Origin of the sequence: Myxococcus sp. CA051A, assembly GCF_013336705.1 — a bacterium.
GTDB lineage: Bacteria > Myxococcota > Myxococcia > Myxococcales > Myxococcaceae > Myxococcus > Myxococcus llanfairpwllgwyngyllgogerychwyrndrobwllllantysiliogogogochensis.
On record NZ_JABUMS010000018.1, the window covers coordinates 21,499 to 38,602 of the forward strand.

Annotated in this window: 12 protein-coding genes; 6 read left to right on the top strand and 6 right to left on the bottom strand. The window is 65.9% G+C overall.

What is annotated here, in order from left to right:
- Positions 1-9: 9 nt before the first annotated feature.
- Entirely contained in the window at positions 10-951 is a 942-nt protein-coding gene (gene hflC, locus HUA74_RS36560; protein ID WP_141646802.1) for a protease modulator HflC, read from the bottom strand.
- Complete coding sequence (hflK, locus tag HUA74_RS36565) at positions 948-2,015, bottom strand: FtsH protease activity modulator HflK (protein WP_141646801.1); 1,068 nt, start codon at positions 2,013-2,015, stop codon at positions 948-950. The genes hflC and hflK overlap by 4 nt, the downstream gene beginning before the upstream one ends.
- A gap of 128 nt (positions 2,016-2,143) precedes the next feature.
- Here hflK and HUA74_RS36570 point away from each other — a divergent pair, with 128 nt between their 5' ends.
- Positions 2,144-2,602, top strand: coding sequence for a peroxiredoxin family protein (locus HUA74_RS36570; protein WP_174458284.1), 459 nt, complete (start codon positions 2,144-2,146; stop codon positions 2,600-2,602).
- A gap of 92 nt (positions 2,603-2,694) precedes the next feature.
- On the opposite strand, the gene HUA74_RS36575 is transcribed toward HUA74_RS36570, so the two are convergent.
- Positions 2,695-3,405 (bottom strand): hypothetical protein, encoded by a 711-nt coding sequence (locus HUA74_RS36575; protein ID WP_174458285.1) that lies wholly within the window; start codon positions 3,403-3,405, stop codon positions 2,695-2,697.
- A 382-nt stretch (positions 3,406-3,787) separates the two neighbouring features.
- Between HUA74_RS36575 and HUA74_RS36580 the strand changes: the two genes are divergently transcribed.
- The 5 genes from HUA74_RS36580 to HUA74_RS36600 all read left to right on the top strand — a co-directional run bounded on the left by HUA74_RS36580 (position 3,788) and on the right by HUA74_RS36600 (position 11,898).
- Positions 3,788-4,570 carry an alpha/beta fold hydrolase gene (locus HUA74_RS36580; RefSeq protein ID WP_174458286.1) on the top strand — a complete coding sequence of 261 codons (783 nt, stop codon included), beginning with the start codon at positions 3,788-3,790 and terminating at the stop codon, positions 4,568-4,570.
- 70 nt (positions 4,571-4,640) lie between these two features.
- Positions 4,641-5,777, top strand: a complete 1,137-nt coding sequence (locus HUA74_RS36585) for a hypothetical protein (RefSeq protein ID WP_174458287.1) — start codon at positions 4,641-4,643, stop codon at positions 5,775-5,777.
- Positions 5,778-5,917: 140 nt separating this feature from the next.
- Entirely contained in the window at positions 5,918-7,195 is a 1,278-nt protein-coding gene (locus HUA74_RS36590) for a hypothetical protein (protein ID WP_174458288.1), read from the top strand.
- A gap of 191 nt (positions 7,196-7,386) precedes the next feature.
- Entirely contained in the window at positions 7,387-10,812 is a 3,426-nt protein-coding gene (locus tag HUA74_RS36595) for an Ig-like domain-containing protein (RefSeq protein ID WP_371817364.1), read from the top strand.
- Between the two features lie 570 nt (positions 10,813-11,382).
- A complete protein-coding gene (locus tag HUA74_RS36600) occupies positions 11,383-11,898 on the top strand; it encodes a CAP family protein (protein WP_174458290.1) in 516 nt (171 codons plus the stop codon).
- 282 nt (positions 11,899-12,180) lie between these two features.
- Here the strand turns inward: HUA74_RS36600 and HUA74_RS36605 are convergent, their stop codons facing one another.
- The 3 genes from HUA74_RS36605 to nhaA all read right to left on the bottom strand — a co-directional run bounded on the left by HUA74_RS36605 (position 12,181) and on the right by nhaA (position 17,065).
- On the bottom strand, positions 12,181-13,176 hold the full coding sequence (locus HUA74_RS36605; protein WP_174458291.1) for a hypothetical protein: 996 nt from the start codon (positions 13,174-13,176) through the stop codon (positions 12,181-12,183).
- 806 nt (positions 13,177-13,982) lie between these two features.
- On the bottom strand, positions 13,983-15,674 hold the full coding sequence (locus tag HUA74_RS36610; protein ID WP_141646792.1) for an AarF/ABC1/UbiB kinase family protein: 1,692 nt from the start codon (positions 15,672-15,674) through the stop codon (positions 13,983-13,985).
- A 35-nt stretch (positions 15,675-15,709) separates the two neighbouring features.
- Positions 15,710-17,065: a Na+/H+ antiporter NhaA gene (gene nhaA, locus HUA74_RS36615; protein ID WP_174458292.1), complete on the bottom strand. Its 1,356-nt coding sequence runs from the start codon at positions 17,063-17,065 to the stop codon at positions 15,710-15,712.
- Positions 17,066-17,104 lie beyond the last annotated feature (39 nt).

The following is a 17,104-nucleotide window of genomic DNA, read 5'->3' on the forward strand; positions in this document are numbered from 1 at the left end:
GCCTTGCCCCTACTTCTTCGCGCTGCTGCGCAGGTAGCGATAGAACTCGGAGTCGCTGCCCAGGAAGAGGGACGTGGAGCGGTCCACGACCTGGGGGTAGGCCTCCAGGGTGCGCATGAACTGGTAGAACTCCGGGTCCCTCCCGAAGGCGTCCGCGTAGATCTTCGTCGCCTCGGCGTCGGCGGTGCCGGTGATCTCCTGCGCCTTGCGGTACGCCTCCGAGCGGATCTCCTTCAAGTCCCGCTCCCGCTGTCCGCGCACTTCGGCCGCGCGGCCCATGCCCTCGGAGCGCGAGCGCTCGGCGGTGCGGCGCCGCTCGGAGATCATGCGCTCGAACACCTTCACCTGGACCTCGTCGACGTAGTTGATGCGGCGGATCTGCACGTCCACCAGCTCCACGCCGAACTCCTTGACGATCTCCGCGGCGCGGTCGCGAATCTGCCGGGTGAGCTTGTCGCGTCCCTGGGAGACCTGCTCCAGCGACTCTCCGCGCTCGGCCTCGGTGGTGTACTCGTCGTCCTCGAACGGCCGGTTGGTGGAGCGCACCGCCTCAATCAGCGCGAACGAGGCGATGGTGTTGCGCGTCTCGCCGTCGATGATGTCGTCGAGCCGGGACTGGGCATTGCGCTCGTCGCGCAGGCGCTGGAAGAAGCGCAGCGGGTCCACGATGCGCCAGCGGCCGAAGGTGTCCACCCAGATGTACTTCTTGTCCTTGGTGGGGATCTGGTTCGGGTCCCCGCGCCAGTCCAGCCAGCGCTTGTCGAAGCGGTTCACCGTGTCGACGAAGGGCTGCTTGAAATGCAGTCCCGGCTCGGTGATGGACTGGCCCCGGGGCTGGCCGAAGCGGGTGATGACGGCCTGCTCGTGCTCGCTCAACGTGTACGTGCTGGAGAAGCCCAGCACGACGGCGAGCGCGGCGACGACGACGAGAATCAGTGCGACGCGGCTCATTGCTGGGCCTCCTTCAGCTGCGCTGCACCCGCGGAGACGGAGTCCGCCCCGTCCATCCGCAAGAGGGGCGTGAAGCCCTTGAGGTTCTCATCCATGACCACCTTCTGCCCGGCGCCCTGGAGCACCTGGCTCACCGTCTCCAGGTACATCCGGCGACGGGTGACCTCTGGCGCCTTGCGGTACTCCTCGTAGACGCGGGTGAAGCGCTCGGCCTCGCCCTTGGCGCGGTTGACGCGTTCAATCGCGTAGCCCTCCGCGGAGCGCAGCGCCTCCTCGGCCTCGCCCTTGGCGCGGGGGATGGCGCGGTTGCGCTCGGCGTAGGCCTCGTTGATGGCGCGCTCCTTCTCCTGGATGGCCTGGTTGACCTCGTTGAAGGACGGCTTGACGGGGTCGGGCGGGTTCACGTCCTGGAGGACGACCTGCTGGATGTCCACGCCCGTCTCGTAGCGGTCCGCCAGGTCCTGGAGCAGCAGCTTGGACTGGGTGGCCACCGTCTGGCGGCCCGTGGTGAGGACCTCGTTGACGGAGTGGTCGCCGACCACCGCGCGCATCGACGCCTCGGAGATATCGCGGAGCATCCCCTCCACGTTCTTCACCTTGAAGAGGTACTTGTACGGGTCCTTGATCTTGTACTGGACGATCCACTCGACCACGGCGACGTTGAGGTCACCGGTGAGCATCAGGGACTCGCGCTTCAGGTCCGACGTGCTCGCCGAATACGACGTGGCGCGCGAGTTGACGGACTCGGTGCGGAAGCCGAACTCCGCCTTGAGCTGCCGCTGCACCGGAACCTTGACGATGCGATCCACCCAGAACGGCAGCCGGAAGTGGGGACCCGGCTCCACCGTGCCCACGAAGCGGCCGAGCCGGAGGATGACGCCAACCTCGTCCGGCTCCACCTGCGCGTAGCTGGTGAGCAGGCCCACCAACGTGACGAGCGCAATCGAGCCCAGCAGGAGCCGACGTCCGAGGCCGCGACTCAGCCTCTTCTGCAGCTCACGCAGGACGTCCGCGGGGTCCCGCCCGTTCGGGTCGGGGTTCAACACTCGAGGATCCCATGCCATCCCTCAGTCTTTGGACTGCAAAGAATCTACTTGCAAGGAGAACCGGGGCGGCGAGTGAAACGGGCCCGGAATCCTGGTTCATTCGTGACCCCTTGCCTGCCGAGCACCTATGGTCCGTCCCCGCGCCCATGGTCACCCTCGACGCCCCGGCTCCCGACTTCGAAGCCCTCACCACTCAGGGGCAGCGCCTGCGCCTCTCCGCGCTGCGAGGGCGCCCCGTGGTGCTCTTCTTCTTTCCGGCCGCCTTCACGCCCGTGTGTACCCAGGAGGCGAAGCATTTTGGCGAGGCGCTTCCGCAGCTGCGGGCTCTTGGCGCCGAGGTGGTGGGCGTGTCCACGGACACGCACCAGGTTCAGTGCGACTTCGCCGCGGCGACGGGCGCCGAGTATCCGATGGTGGGCGACCCGAGCGCGGGCATCGCGCGCGGCTACGACGTGGTGTGGCCGCTGCTCAAGCGCGTGCAGCGGGTGACCTTCGTCATCGATGCGCGGGGCATCATCCGAGGCATCTTCCACCACGAACTGCGCGTGGAGCACCACGTTCGCATGGTGGTGCGCGCCGTCCAGGGCCTCGCCACGGCGGGCTGAACCGCGCGGCGGCTCGGCCTTCGACTCCGGAAACGACACCGGCCTCGCGGCCGGGATGAACCCGGAGCCGCGAGGCCAGGAGCGGACAGGGCTCAGTAGTTGAGGTTGACCGCGAAGTGGAACGTGTCACCGGACGCGTTGTCCACGTCCGCGCGGAAGTCGAAGTTGGTGCCGCTGCGGTAGTACCAGAGGTAGCCGCCCGCGCCGACGTTGCGGATGACCTGGTCCCTGATGTTGAGCGTCACGTTGCCGGAGGTCGGGCACACGGCGGTCTTGTGGTAGTCCACTCCGCCGCGCTGGGCGTAGGCGCCACCGCCCCAGTTGGTCAGGCACATCTTCCAGTCGTAGGCCGCGTTGCAGAAGTTGTCCTGGAACCAGGTGATGTCGCACGGGCCGTAGGCCGCGGCGCTCGTGCTTCCGGCGGCCAGGCCGTCCTTGAAGATCGACTCACCGCGCTCGGTCGCACCCTCGGCGTCGCGGGGGGACGTGCGCATCAGCTCGTAGCGCTGCTGGGCGATGCCGAGCGCCTGGGGCACGTCGCTGCGGCCGGTCAGCTTGCTCCACGCCGCGGCGGGGCCAATGCCGTCGATGGCCGCCGGGGGGTTCGGGTAGACGCCGGCCTCCATGACCATCACCTCGCCGTCCGCCAGCTCGAGGAACTCGACCACGTTGCCGTTGTCGCGCTCCACGCGCGCCAGCACCGACGCGGGCGTCTCCGTCTTCTCGGTGGTGGTGGCGGCGTCCTCGATGCCGCAGCCGGCGGCGAGGACCATCATCATGACTCCAGGGACGATACGCTTCATGGGACTTCTCCCGAGCAACGCGCCTGGCGCCGCTCATGTTGTTGTGGGTGGGATGCAAGTGCGCGCCGCGAAACCGCATGCGGACCGTGTCGGCGTGCTCCCGGTCCATGAGCAATGGCCGTGCCGCACGTGCTCTCAGAGGGAAGCGCGAGGAATCAGGGGCACGTGAGCGCAACGCCGGCCGGCAAGTCCTGCCGTGTCAAAGGCAGTCCTTGCTCGTGCCTGTCGCTCCGCTGGAAATGCAGTGGTGGACAAGTGCGGGCGCGGGCATGGGGCGTCCCGGAGGGAAGTAGGGCAGACTTGGTGGGTGATGGCCCCGGCGCCACGGATGGCGCGGTGGGTGGACGGGCAGCGCCCGTACCAGGGGCCGGGAGTCAGGCCAATGAAGCACAAGGAAGCCAGGATGGTGTCCGTCAACGGCCCCGCGGGTCGGTTGATGGCGACAGTCGAGGGCGACGGCGGCATCCCCGCCATCTTCGTGCACGACATCGCCGGGGACCGGTCTCACTGGGCGGAGACGCAAGCGGGGCTCGCGACGCGCAGCGTGGCCTTCGACCTTCGCGGGCTGGGCGAGAGCAGCGGCTCCCACGGTCCCTTTGGCGTGGAGGCGGCGGTGGAGGACGTCGTCGCGGTCGCCGACGCGCTGTCCCCCGAGAAGTTCGTCCTGGTGGGGCATGGCTTCGGAGCCGCGGTGGCCGGTGCCTTCGCCGCGTACTACCCCGAGCGGCTGGCCGGGCTCCTCTATGTCGAAGCGCCGGGAGACCTGCGCCGCATGCCGAAGCCCGAGGCGGAGGCCTGGCTCGACAACTTCAGCGCCGCGAAGTACGGCGCCTTCCACGAGCACTGGCTCACGCCCCAGCTCCTCGCCGCGAAGGACTCCACGCGCGTGTTGGTGATGAAGACGATGCGCACCTCGCGTCGCGAGGCCATCGCCGGGAACCTGGAGTCGCTGCTCGCGCATGACCCGGACGCGGCGTTCGAGCAGTTCAAGGGCCCCACCCACGCGCTGGTGGCGGCCACGGGGCCGGAGACGCTGGTGGGCCAGCGGGCCGACCTGTCACGCACCGTGGCGCCGCACGCCAGTCACTGGCTGATGTTGGACTCGGCGAAGTGGTTCCACACGGAAGTGGTCCGCTTCCTCGGTCAGAGTCGGCACCACCCCTGAGCCACGCGGGGCCGGGCCCGCTCGTCTCGGGTGCGTCGTCGCTCTACACTGCCTCCCTCCTGGAGGAACGATGCACCTGAAGAGACTTCACCGGTCGGCCGTGAGCGCCGTGTTCTCGCTGGCCACGGGCTTCGCGCTCGCCAGCGTGGCGGGCTGTTCGAGCGAGGATGCGCCGGGCGTGGACGTGCCCAACCCGCTGACCAACCCCAAGGATGGCCCGCCCGCCGGCAATCCGAACGCGGAGGCCACCTGCACCGTACCCGCGGAAGCGGGGCTCGCTGACAGCTCCAGGCCGACCACCGTTGTCGGCACGGGAACGCCCGCGAGCTGTACCAGTGCCGCCTTTGTCGAGGCCGTGGCCCGGGGCGGGGTCATCACCTTCGACTGTGGCCCGGAGCCGGTGACGATCACGCTCGACAGGACGGCGAAGGTCTTCAACGACAAGGGGCCGGAGATCGTCATCGACGGCAAGGGGCTGGTGACGCTCAGCGGAGCGGGCAGGCACCGCATCCTGTACATGAACACCTGTGACCAGAAGCAGGTGTGGACGACCTCTCACTGCCAGAACCAGGACCACCCACGGCTGACGCTCCAGAACCTCACGTTCGTGGACGCCAGCTCCAAGAGTGAGTCGGAGTTCGACGGAGGCGGGGCGGTCTGGGGGCGCGGTGGGCGGGTGAAGGTCATCAACTCCCGCTTCTTCAACAACGCGTGCGCGGATGTCGGGCCCGACGTTGGAGGTGGCGCGCTCCGGGTGTTCAGCCAGTACGAAGGGCGGCCCGTCTACGTGGTGAACACGACCTTCGGCGGCAAGCAGGGCTTCGGCGGAGTCTGCTCCAACGGTGGTGGCATCAGCAGCATCGGTGTGTCGTGGACGGTCATCAACAGCCTCTTCTCCCACAACCGGGCCATCGGCAACGGCGCGAATCCCGCCACTCCAGGCACCCCGGGAGGGGGCAGCGGCGGCGCCATCTACAACGACGGCGACAGGATGACGCTGTCCCTGTGTGGCACGCGAATCGAGCACAACGAAGTCAACGCGCATGGAAGCGCCATCTTCTTTGTCAGCAATGACCATTCAGGCGACATCCGCATCGACCGCTCGGTCATCCAGAACAACCGGGGTGGCTCATGGTACGTGACGTATCCCCAGATATCGAATCACTCGGATACGCCGATCGCCGTCACGAACTCCACGATTGAGTGACGGAATGGCTGTCAAGGTGCGGGCGAGAGTGCGGGCAACCATTGACACCAGTGAGCAATTGACTGGGAGTGAACAGTGTGCTTTTTCTCGCACTGCCTCGAGGCCATCAAAGGCTCATCAAAGGATCGTCCCAAATGTCAGTGGTTTCGAAGCTGCCCGCTCCGGCTGCCCCGCCCCCGGCTCAACCTTCCGGTACCGTCACGCTCTACAAAGACGCGGGTTGGGTGGGCTCGCCCTACTCAGTCAATACCCGTGATTACCTCAAAGACACACGCCATTCCATCGCCGGGTCGAGCCTTCACGACGAAGCGACCTGGATTGCGTTCAATCTGCCGGTAGGCACCGTCATGACCCTGACGGATAACTACGTCGCCCCGGCCAACGGCAATGTCTATGACCTCATCAACTGCGGCAGGGTGGTCGACCTCGTGGGAACAGGCCAGACCGAGGCCGTGGATCTCACGAAGATCAACCTGAACGATTGCATTTCGGCGTTCTTCTGGCACACGCCCGACCTGAGCGCCGGCGCCATCGAACTCTACGAATCCGCCGCCTTCGCGGGGAACCGCACCGTCCTGTTCCTCTCGGAGTGGGGCGCGGGAAAGACCTACGCCCTGGATGGCTGGTACATCAAGGATCGCGCGAGTTCCGTGCGCTGGCCCGCGCTGGTGGACGCCCAGATGGCCTCGTTGTTCAACAACAACGACGGCTCGGGGGCGGCCTATGGGAACATCAAGGCGTGGGGCAGCTTCTCGGAGGTGAGCAATCTCAAGGAGGTCGGATTCAACGACGCCGTCTCCAGTTTCTCCTGGAACAACCTCCTCCCGAAGCAGTCGTTCGTCAAACCGGTGGACATCGTGGTCCCCGACTCCGTCGGGAAGAGGGTGTCGGACAGTCTGCATTGGCCAAACGACTCCTCCGCGGTCCAGAAGCAGACCCTCTCGGTCGACGTCACGGACGAGCAGACGACAACGGTGACGGCCACCAACCAGTACACGGCGGGCATGCAGTTGAGCTATTCGCTCTCGGCCAAGAAGACCCAGGGAACGAATGAGGTGACCAAGGAGTGGACACTCAGCGTCGGCTTTGTCTATTCGCATACTGATGAATCGTCGTTGACCAAGACGCAAAAAACGACGCTCGTGGTCACGGTTGAGTTGAATGTGCCCCCCTACTGCATCTTCGACGCGACGCTGTGGGTGCAGCTGGGGCAACTGCCCCCTGGCACGACCTACAAGACCACGGCCGAGCGCTGGTATGACCAGGAGCTCAAGGGAAGCGTGTACGATCCTGCGAACGGCTACTGGAAGCGCACGGAGTCCGTCACCTTGCAGATGGGCGGAACCCTGGCCGTCAGTCAGACCTGTGAAACCAAGGAGAGCGCTCTCCCCGAGAAGCCGCCGGTCACCGCGCCATAGCATGCAGGCGTCGTGAATGGCTGATGGCCGCGCCGCTCCGAGGAGGGGCGCGGTGGACTTCCCGGCATTGATTCGCTAGGAACCGTCAGTCCATGAACTCAAGAATAAGCAGTGCGACTGTTTTATGGGCAGGAGTGCTGGCCGCAATCGCGCTCACCGGATGTACGAAGGAGGGTGAGCGCGAGAGCCGCGTGGGGACCGTGTCGCAGGCCGCGACGTCACCGGTGAGCGTGTCGGAAGCGGTGGCGATCACCAGCCAGGGCATGACGCAGAACGGCTCGGCGCACCGCAACGAGGCGCTGCTCGGGGTGTTCCAGACCGAGGACTACGAGGTCGAGGCGCTGCTGCGCTTCCCTCAGCTCGGGGTGCCGCAACGGGCCGTGGTGCAGAGCGCGACGCTCCGGTTCGCCGTGGAGACCTATACCGACGACTTCGCGATTCGTGGCTCGTATGTGCAGGCGCCCTGGAACCTGGTGGCTGGAGACCTGGGGTGGCAGTTCCGGGATGAGGACCTGGCGTGGGACCGGCTGGGCGCGGTGGGGCAGGGGACGGACCTCGTCGCCGGCTCCTCGTTCCAGGTCACCACGTTTCCGAGCACGGTGAGCGTGCACAACGTGCCGCTCGATGTCGCGGTGGTGCAGTCGTGGGTCGATGACCCTTCGACGAACCAGGGTGTGATGCTGGCGAACTCGAAGGTTGGCAAGGTGGCCAAGCTGTTCACCAGCCTGGCGACCCAGCCGGAGCGCCGGCCGATCCTCACCATCGAGTACACCCCTCCCGTGCCGAACAGCGACACCACGCCACCGACGGTGGCAATCACCTCGCCCGCGGGAGGCGCGACGGTGGAGGGCGTGGTCGCAATCACCGTGGCCGCGAGCGACAACGTAGGCGTGGCGAACGTGCAACTGCGCATCGACGGCCGCAACCTCGCCTCATCGCAGCTCGACACCCGCTTGTTCCGCAATGGCGACCACGTGCTGACCGCGCACGCGCGAGATGCCGCTGGCAACCTCACCACCTCGGCCTCCGTGCGCATCACCATCGACAACGAGCTCGTCGACACGGGTCCTCCGCAGGTTCAGGTCACCGCGCCGGTCGCGAGTGAGACGGTGAGCGGGCCCTTCACGGTGCGGATGAGCGCGGTCGACGACATTGGCGTCACCCGGGTGCATGTCGAGCTGGATGGCACCCAGGTCGGTGAAGCGGACGTGGCCGCCCCCTGGTCGGTGACGCTCGACACCGAGACGCTCCAGCCCTATGGGCTTCGGCAGTTGACTGCGGTGGCGCGCGACGCCGCTGGCAACGTCGCCAGCTCGGCGCCGGTCGCAATTACCGTGAGCGCGCCTCCGCCCGATACCATTCCTCCCGAGGTGCAGATCGTCTCGCCCGCGAGTGGCGTGACAGTGGGCGGCACCATCCAGATCAAGATCGACGCCTACGACAACGTGAGGATCGCCGGCGTGCAGTTGAGGGTGAACGGCCAGAATGTGGGCCGCGAGGACCTCAGCTATCCGTATTGGATCAACGTCACCACCACGCAGGTGGGCGATGGCACCTTCCCGGTGACGGCGGTGGCGCGGGATCGCGCCGGCAACCTCACGACCTCCGCGCCCATCACGCTCACCATCGCCAACGGGCCTCCGGTAGTCCTCGCCATTCCCGTGGCGCACCCTCGCGTCTGGTTCACCGCGTCCCGGCTGGCCCGCGCCCAGGCGTACTTCGCGCAGCACCCGTACACCCCGGTGGCGAACGTGCAAGGCCCCGAGCAGGCCATCGACGCGGCGATGCATTCGCTCATCACCGGCACTCCGGCGTCGTGTCGTTCCGCGATCACCTGGGCGGTGCAGACCGAAATCCCCATCAGCGAGAACACGGTGTCGAGCGATCCGGCCCGTTGGTACGGCGAGGCGGTGATCCTCACCTATGACTGGTGCTTCGCGCACCTGTTGCCGGCGGAGCGCACGACCTTGATTGCGCGCTGGAACCTCGCGATCGAGGCGCTCAACGACAACCCGTGGGGCGGCATCGGCATGGAGGGCAACAACTACTACACGGGCTACTTCCGCAACTCGCTCCTGTGGGCGATTGCCAGCTGGCATGAGAACCAGCCGTACGCCAACAACCTCCTGCAGTACGCGATGAGCTCGCGCTGGGACTTCTCGCTCCGGCCCTACCTGGACGGCCCGGCCGCTGGCGGCGCGCCGCACGAGGGTTCGACGTACGGCCGCCGGACGTTCGGCTACATGACGGTGCCGTTCACCACGCTCGGCCTGTATGGGCACGACATGTGGAACCAGACGAACTACTTCATGGAGTCGGTCTTCTGGTCCATCTACTCGACCACGCCGGGGCGCAGCCGGATGGGACAGTTCCAGCTGTTCGAGACCTTCCCGTACAACGATGACGAGCGCTGGTTGACCCGGTGGGACTCCAGCAACACCGCGCAGACGCTGCTGGGCAGCTACTTCGCCCCACTCATCGAGGAGTGGTCAGCCCAGCCGATCGCCGGCTATGCCAAGCGCTTCCTCGAACTCACCGGTCACCCGATTGACGACCGTCTGATTCGATATGTCTACAGCGCCACCGTGGCGGCGGTGCCGTCGAGGGACCTCGCGGAGCTGCCGCTCGACTACCACGCGCCTGGCCTGGGCATGGTGTACGCGAAGACGGCGTGGGCGCCCGATGCGACCATGATCAACCTGCAGTTCGGCATGACGGCCAACGCGGGCCATGCCCACCGTGACGCCGGCAACTTCCAACTGTGGCGGGCCGGCGAGTTCCTGACCCGGGAGACAGTCGGCTACGCCAACTCGATTGTCGGCTACGCCGGGGGTGGCGCGGTCGACGTCGAATCGCCCGTCGCGCACAACACCCTCCTGTTCGAGGGGATGGGCACGGTCGGCTACTACCATCACGTGCCCCAGATGCTGCGGCTCCACTCGACGCCGGTGGTCAACTACGCCGCGGTCGACCTGACCGGTGTGTACGACTTGAACGACGAGTGGGCCCACCGCGAGGCCGAGGTCGGCAACCCGTACGCGGGCAGGGTGGTGCGGGAGACGCTGTTCGTCCGTCCGCTCGACACCTTGATTGTGTTCGACCGGCTGGAGAGCGCGAGCGACAACGCCGCGGTCGACAAGACCTTCGTCATCCACTTCCCGGAGAACCCGGTGCTCACGGGCAACACATGGTCGGCGAACAGTGGCGGTCAGTCGGTGAGGGTCAGCACCCTGGTTCCGGCCACTCCGACGCGGCGAATCGTGGACGAGCGCGGTCCGGTGCGCCCCAACGGCACCTACCCGTATCCCGTCGGCCAGTTCCGTGGGGAAATCGAGACCAGCGGGCAGGTGGTCAGCCACTTCCTGCATGTGGTGCAGGCCAGGGATGCGGCCAGTGGTGCGAACCTTCAGCTCACGCTCAACGAGACGTCCACCGCGTACACGGTGACGCTGGTCCATCCAACTCGGGGGAGCGCGGTGGTCACCTTCGAGAAGGGAATCGTGAGTACAGGCGGAAGCTTCGGCTTCGCCGCCACGGGCGCGGTCACCCAGTCGCCGCTGCGCGCTGGCGTCCAGGTGATGACCGTCACGCCGAGCGGGCCGGTCTGGGGACCGTGACCTGAAAAGAACCGGGCATGGAAGTGGCCGATACCTGTAGTTTCATCTCGATCGGAAACCAACATGGCCCGCAAATTCATGCCGTTCGCAATCATATCGATACTCGCGCTGTCATCCCTTGTGATGGCGGCGCCGAGTACCCCTCAAGCGCCCCCCGCTCCACAACAAGCCCCCAAAGCCCCCAGCAAGAGCCCGCAACAAAAGAAGCCCCCTCAAGCCACGGAGACAAAGGCCAAGGCAAGCCCGCCCCCTGCAACGGGCAGTGGCGACTATGACCCCCGGTGGGCGCAAGGAGCCATGCCCGCATGCCATGCGGCATGCCAGAGACAACACAGGACCTCCGCCAGAAAAGTCATTCCTGATATGACCGTGGTCGATGTGGAGAAGTGCGACAATGTCCAGTGCGAATGCGCGAACGATATGAATGTGCGCACCCATCTCCCGGATGGCTCATTCTGCGTCAGATATATGATTGTGACGCCGCCCCCCAAGCCACAGTATGGCGCTTGCAGGCAAGGCCAGTGCTACGTCAAATAGCGGATTCCCGATTCGCAGAAGGGGTCAAAGGCCATGCGTCACCATCAAGCCTTGTTCAGCTTGCTCATCCTACAGCCTCTCGTCGTTGCCAACGCATTCGGCCAACAGCCCTACCAGAACGCCGCGCTCTCCCTCCACAATCAGTACCGCGCGAAGCATGGCAGCCCCGCCTTGAAGTCGGATGCCACCCTGATTGCCAGCGCGGAGAAGTGCGCGAACTACTATGCGGCGAAAAAGACGATAGACCACACATGTCCTTTCAAGAACGGTGCGGGTGAAAACCTGAGTGGTGGCGCGGGTTCGTGGTCCCCGGGCGACTTCACAGCCATGGGTGTCAAGATGTGGTACGATGAAGTCAGGTATTACGACTTCACGAAGCCTGGTTTCTCCATGAACACCGGCCACTTCACGGCGGTGGTCTGGAAGAGCAGCACAAAGCTGGGGTGTGGCGTTGCGACGAAAGATGGCTATACGGCCATGGCTTGTTTGTATAGCCCTCCGGGAAACATGATGGGGCAATTCCCGGCCAACGTCCTTCGCTTGCGGTAGTCCAGCACCCATGCGGCGCGGTCACCGGGAGCGGAGGCCCACGCCTCCGCTCCCAGACACCGGACGTCATGACGTCACGAGGCCTCACCTCACCTCGCCTCACCCCAGCTGAACACGCGTCGGAGAGAACCCCGACCTGCCGTTTCCGAACTGTTCGTAGAGGTTGTAGCCCCACCCGCAGCCCAACCTCTCCCGGTCGGAACCGCTCTCGTCATCCGTGGGCTGGAGGATCCAAGCAGGTCCGCTCCTCTTTGGCCGGATTTCACGCGCCGCTTGAGGCCCTCAATCGTCAGGGGAGCTTCTTCCACACTCGTTGAATGTGCCAGTCAGTTGAGGCTCATTGCGCTGATAGCAATAGATCGCCTCGCTCGAGGCCTCATCGCATGCCGAGCTATGCGCAATCTCTCCTGACGGCAGCGTGACCGTTGACCCGCAGCTCTCGACCGACTCTTTCACCCGGAGCTTTCGCGGGAACTCCTTGCCCTCCGCGCTGACGCTCACGTTGGAGTTCGTGCTACCAGAAAAGTCACTGCCGCTACCCCACTCGATGCCGAAGATCTTCTTCAGGGAACCGTCCTGGGCCTCCCAGTAGGAGAACTCGGAGGTGCAGAAACGAGGACAAGCTACCAACTCGACCCTGATGACCTTTCGCACGGGGTCGGTGAGGTTCTCGAACGCAAAGACAATCTTGGTGGGCGCATAAGATATCGACGACTCTGGCTTTCCTGGCAAGAACGGCATGTTGATGGAACAATAGGCGTTCTTCTCCGCGAGAGGATGGAGCACTGCTCCAGCGATGAACTGCTCCTGGCCGCACATCGTTCCCCGAGCCTGGAGAACGACATCCTCAGTTTCCGCAGACACGATGCGGGCACGGAAGACATCGAGCACCACGGATGCAGGGTCGTCCGCATCGCATGAGGAGTACATGTCCCACCTGGTTTCGAGGTGAAGTGGTTCGAGAAGCTTCTTCACCTCGGCAGACCGCGTCGCGGCGCCCAGCTGCTTCTTCAACGCCTTGGGCAACACCGTGACTTGCTGCTCCAGGGGACAGCCCCAGGGCTTCGGTGGTGCCGCCACGACAGCGCCCGTTCCCGCATCCCCGCCGCCCGTGCCAGCAGCCATGGTCGGCGGCGTCTGGGCAAGCCCCGCCAGCGGGCTTGACGCGACAAGGAGAGGCAGCAGTCGCAGTCGCGCCTGATGACGCCCCCACGAGACTGCGGTCAGCACGCGAGCCGTCGGTGATGGACTCCAGTCACGACACTTCAATCCCAACATGACCCATCCTCCTGTGGAGTTGATGCCAGGGAGCTGACTCTATGACCACGTTCCGGTCCATGGAGCCCCTTCGAGATCCGCAGTGACGGTGCAGGCGCTGAATCTATTCAGTCTGGAGCTCCAGCTTGCTCCGCCCCAAGATTTCTTGAGACCTCTCACTGGGGGATGGCTCCCCCTGGCGGTGGATGCGCTCGGCGAGCCTTGAGCCTCCGTCGTGCTCGCGTCAGGCCCTCCTTGCGGTGCCTGAATCAGCTTCGTCATGGCCCTGCGTCTCATCCGCGACGAGTGGCTGTGGCTGGCCGGCGCGCGCCCTGGAGCGATTCCCAAACATCCGCGACGTCTGCGAGAAGAGGTAGAACGCTTCATCCTTCCGCTGCGGCGAAGCCACAGACGGTGTCCCCGTGCGGTGAAATTCAAGATGAGCAGCTGCCCTCGGAAGCGTCCCCGCTCGGTCCGTCGAGCACGCTCCCGCAGGCCCCTACGTCGCGGCCTTCCCTAAAGTGAACGGCATTGGGTTTAGGGTCGCGGAGTCAACGTTATGGGTGCATGCATCGATGATCTGGAAACCAGCCAGCGGGTAGCCGTACATGAAGGCTTGGTACGCAATCGTCGGTGCTTCTTTGGGGTGCAGAGGTGTCACGGTCGTTTGGACTCGCAGTGGAGGGGTGGACAATTCGAGCACCGTTCTTCGAGTCCTGGGCGCGCACGTTCCTCCCCGTTTGGCGTCAACCATCCCGCAGTGCTGAAGCGGAGGTCAACGCGGTGAGTGCCGGCGCCCTCCAAAGGGCGTGCAATGCCACTCGGCGCTACTTCCTGGGCTGCTTCTTCAAGAACCGGCTCAACCGCACCTTGCCCAGTCCGCGCCCGCCGAACAGGTACCAGGTGATGGCCGCGCCGAAGAGGCCCGCCGCCAGGGCGATGCCCACCGCGCCGAGCACCGGGATGTTCCCATACATCCACGGCTTCGGCGCGAAGGAGATGAACGCGCCCACGATGAAGCCACACGCGCACAGCCCCATGAAGGCAATCACCGCCGCGCTGCGCAGGTTCTCGTTCAGCTTCTCGAACTGGTCCGCGCGCACCGTCACGGTGAACTTGCCGGACTCCATGTCGAGAAGAATCTGCGACAGCTGCGTGGGCAGGTCCTGAGCCATCGACTGCAGCCGCAGGAGCGTGCGCATCAGCCCGCCCTGCAGCTGCGTCGGGTCATACCGCCCCGCCAGCAGCTCCTTCGCATACGGCAGCGCCACCTCGATGATGTTCATCTCCGGGTAGAGGCTGCGCAGCATTCCCTCGGTGGAGATGGAGGCGCGGCTGAGCAGCGCGTACTCCTTGGGAATCCGGATGCGGTACTTCACCGCCAGGTCCAGCAAGTCCCGCAGCAGCGTGCGCGCATCCACCTGGCCCAGCGTGGTGGGCAGGTGCGAGCCGAGGATGCTCTCGATGTCGTTGCGGAAGCCCACCAGGTTGGCTCGCGCGTCCGGCACGCCCACGCGGTAGAGGATGCGCGCCACCGAGTCGCTGTCCTTCAGCGCCACGGCCAGACACAACATCACCAGCGTCTCCTGCATCGGCCGCGTCAGCCGTCCCACCACGCCGAAGTCCAGCAGCGCCAGCCGGTTGCCCTCCAGGAGCAGGAGGTTCCCCGGGTGCGGGTCGCCGTGGAACAGCCCGTCGTCGAACAGCTGCCGGAAGCTCGCCTCCAGGATGTTCTGGGCAATGGCCTTCCGGTCCTCCTCGGCCAGCGTCTCCGGAGCAATCTTCACGCCCCGGATGAACTCCAGCGTCAGCACCGTGCGGCTGGAGAGGGACGCGTACACGCGCGGAATCTTGAGATAGGTCCGCTCCCGGTGGTTCTCCAGGAACGCGCGGACGTTCGTCGCCTCGTTGATGAAATCCAGCTCCTCGTGGATGGCCCGGTCGAACTCGTCGACGATGCCCGTGGGCGTGTAGATGCCCGTCTCCTCCACCACGGCCTCCAGCAGCCGCGCCAGGCTGCGCAGCACCCCGAGGTCGGAGTCGATGCTCGCGGCGATGCCCGGCCGCTGCACCTTCACCACGACTTCCTCTCCCTCCAGCGTCACCGCGCGGTGCACCTGGGCAATGGACGCCGCCGCCAGCGGCGTCTCGTCGATCTGCTTGAACAGCTCGCTGGCTTCCTTGCCCAGCGACTCGCGAATCTGGGAGAGCACCTGCTCCAGGGGAATCGGCTCCACGTTGTCCTGGAGCAGGGCCAGCTCCTCGACGAACTCGGCCGGCAGCAGGTCCGCGCGCGTGGACAACACCTGGCCCAGCTTCACGAAGGTGGGGCCCAAATCGTTCAGCAACATCCGGAAGCGGCGCGCGGTGGAGGCGCGCTGGGCCTCGGGAGAGACCTCCACCTTCTCCTGGCGACCCAGGATGCGCCACAGGCCCGCGCGCTCGAGCACCTCGCCAAAGCCATGCCGCGCCGCGATGACGGTGATCTGCCGCACACGGTTGAGGTCCTGGAGAATCACGGGAGGTTCTATCTCCTTGCTGCGACGGTACGACGTTATGCCTGTGCCACCGGCTTCGCCACGAAGCGCAACAGGACATAGCCCACCACCGCGGACAGCAGTGAGCCGACGAGGATGCCCAGCTTGGCCTCGTTCAACAGGTCTGGCTGCCCCGCGAAGGCCAGCCCCGCGACGAACAGGGCCACCGTGAAGCCGATGCCCGCCACCACCGACACGCCGTGGAGCTGCCCGAGTCCCGCGCCTCCAGGCAAGGTGGAGACCCGCAGCTTCACCGCCGCCAGGGTGAAGAGGAAGATGCCCACCTGCTTGCCCACGAAGAGGCCCGCGATGATGCCGAGCGGCAGGGGCGCGAGCAGGTCCTTCCACCCCATACCCTCCAGGGAGATGCCCGAGTTGGCCAGCGCGAACAGCGGGACGATGCCGTACGCCACCCACCCGTGCCACAGGTGCTCGAAGCGGTTGAGCGGCGGCTCCAGCTCCTCCAGCCGGTCCTCGATGTAGAGCAACTGCGCGCTCCGCATCGACTCATCCTCGGCGTTCTGGGTGCAATCGCGGATGTACGTGGAGAGCTCCTCCAGCACGTTCCGGCCCGGTCGGGTGGGGCGCGAGGGGATGCACAGGCCCACCACCACGCCGGCCAGCGTGGCGTGGATGCCGCCATGGTGCATCGTGTACCAGAGCGCCACGCCGCCCAGCAGCCAGACGATGCCGTTGCGGACATAGAAGCGGTTGAGCGCCATCAGCAGGGCAACCACCGCGGCGGCGGCGAGCAGCCACTCGACGTGCAGTCCCGTGCCGTAGAACAGGGCGATGACGAGGATGCCGCCAATGTCGTCGAAGATGGCGAGCGCCGTGAGGAAGACGATGAGCCCATGTCCCACGCGCGCCTTCACCAGGGTGAGGCAGCCGATGGCGAACGCGATGTCCGTGGCCATGGGGATGGCCCAGCCCGCCATGGCCGGGGTTCCCGCGTTGATGGCGACGTAGAGCGCGGCGGGCACCACCATGCCGCCCAGCGCGGCGATGAGCGGCAACATCGCGCGAGACATCGTGCGCAGCTCCCCCGCGCTCAGCTCGCGCTTCACCTCCATGCCCACGAGGAAGAAGAACAGCGTCATCAATCCGTCGTTGATGAGCTGCTGAAAGGTGAAGGACGCATGGGTGCCCGCCACCCCGAGCTCCAGGCGGGCGTCGAACAAGCCGACGTAGGACGAGGCCCACGGGGAGTTGGCCCACACCATGGCGACCACCGAGCACAGTGCCAGGAGGATGCCGCTGCTGGCCTGGAGGCGGAAGAAGGCCTGGAGTGGGGCGATGGCCACCCGGAAGAGCGCGGGCACGGGCGCCGGTGCGCGGGTCCGGGGAGAGGGCGTGGTCGAAGGTGTCTCCATGGTGGGGGGCAAGATGCCCGCGCCTTCCCGTGGGCGCAC

Bases quoted from the DNA above. Each gene is read 5' to 3' on its own strand.
- HUA74_RS36605 (WP_174458291.1), bottom strand. From the start codon at position 13,176: ATGTTGGGATTGAAGTGTCGTGACTGGAGTCCATCACCGACGGCTCGC.
- HUA74_RS36575 (WP_174458285.1), bottom strand. From the start codon at position 3,405: ATGAAGCGTATCGTCCCTGGAGTCATGATGATGGTCCTCGCCGCCGGC.
- HUA74_RS36570 (WP_174458284.1), top strand. From the start codon at position 2,144: ATGGTCACCCTCGACGCCCCGGCTCCCGACTTCGAAGCCCTCACCACT.
- HUA74_RS36600 (WP_174458290.1), top strand. From the start codon at position 11,383: ATGCGTCACCATCAAGCCTTGTTCAGCTTGCTCATCCTACAGCCTCTC.
- hflC (WP_141646802.1), bottom strand. From the start codon at position 951: ATGAGCCGCGTCGCACTGATTCTCGTCGTCGTCGCCGCGCTCGCCGTC.
- nhaA (WP_174458292.1), bottom strand. From the start codon at position 17,065: ATGGAGACACCTTCGACCACGCCCTCTCCCCGGACCCGCGCACCGGCG.
- HUA74_RS36580 (WP_174458286.1), top strand. From the start codon at position 3,788: ATGAAGCACAAGGAAGCCAGGATGGTGTCCGTCAACGGCCCCGCGGGT.
- HUA74_RS36585 (WP_174458287.1), top strand. From the start codon at position 4,641: ATGCACCTGAAGAGACTTCACCGGTCGGCCGTGAGCGCCGTGTTCTCG.
- hflK (WP_141646801.1), bottom strand. From the start codon at position 2,015: ATGGCATGGGATCCTCGAGTGTTGAACCCCGACCCGAACGGGCGGGAC.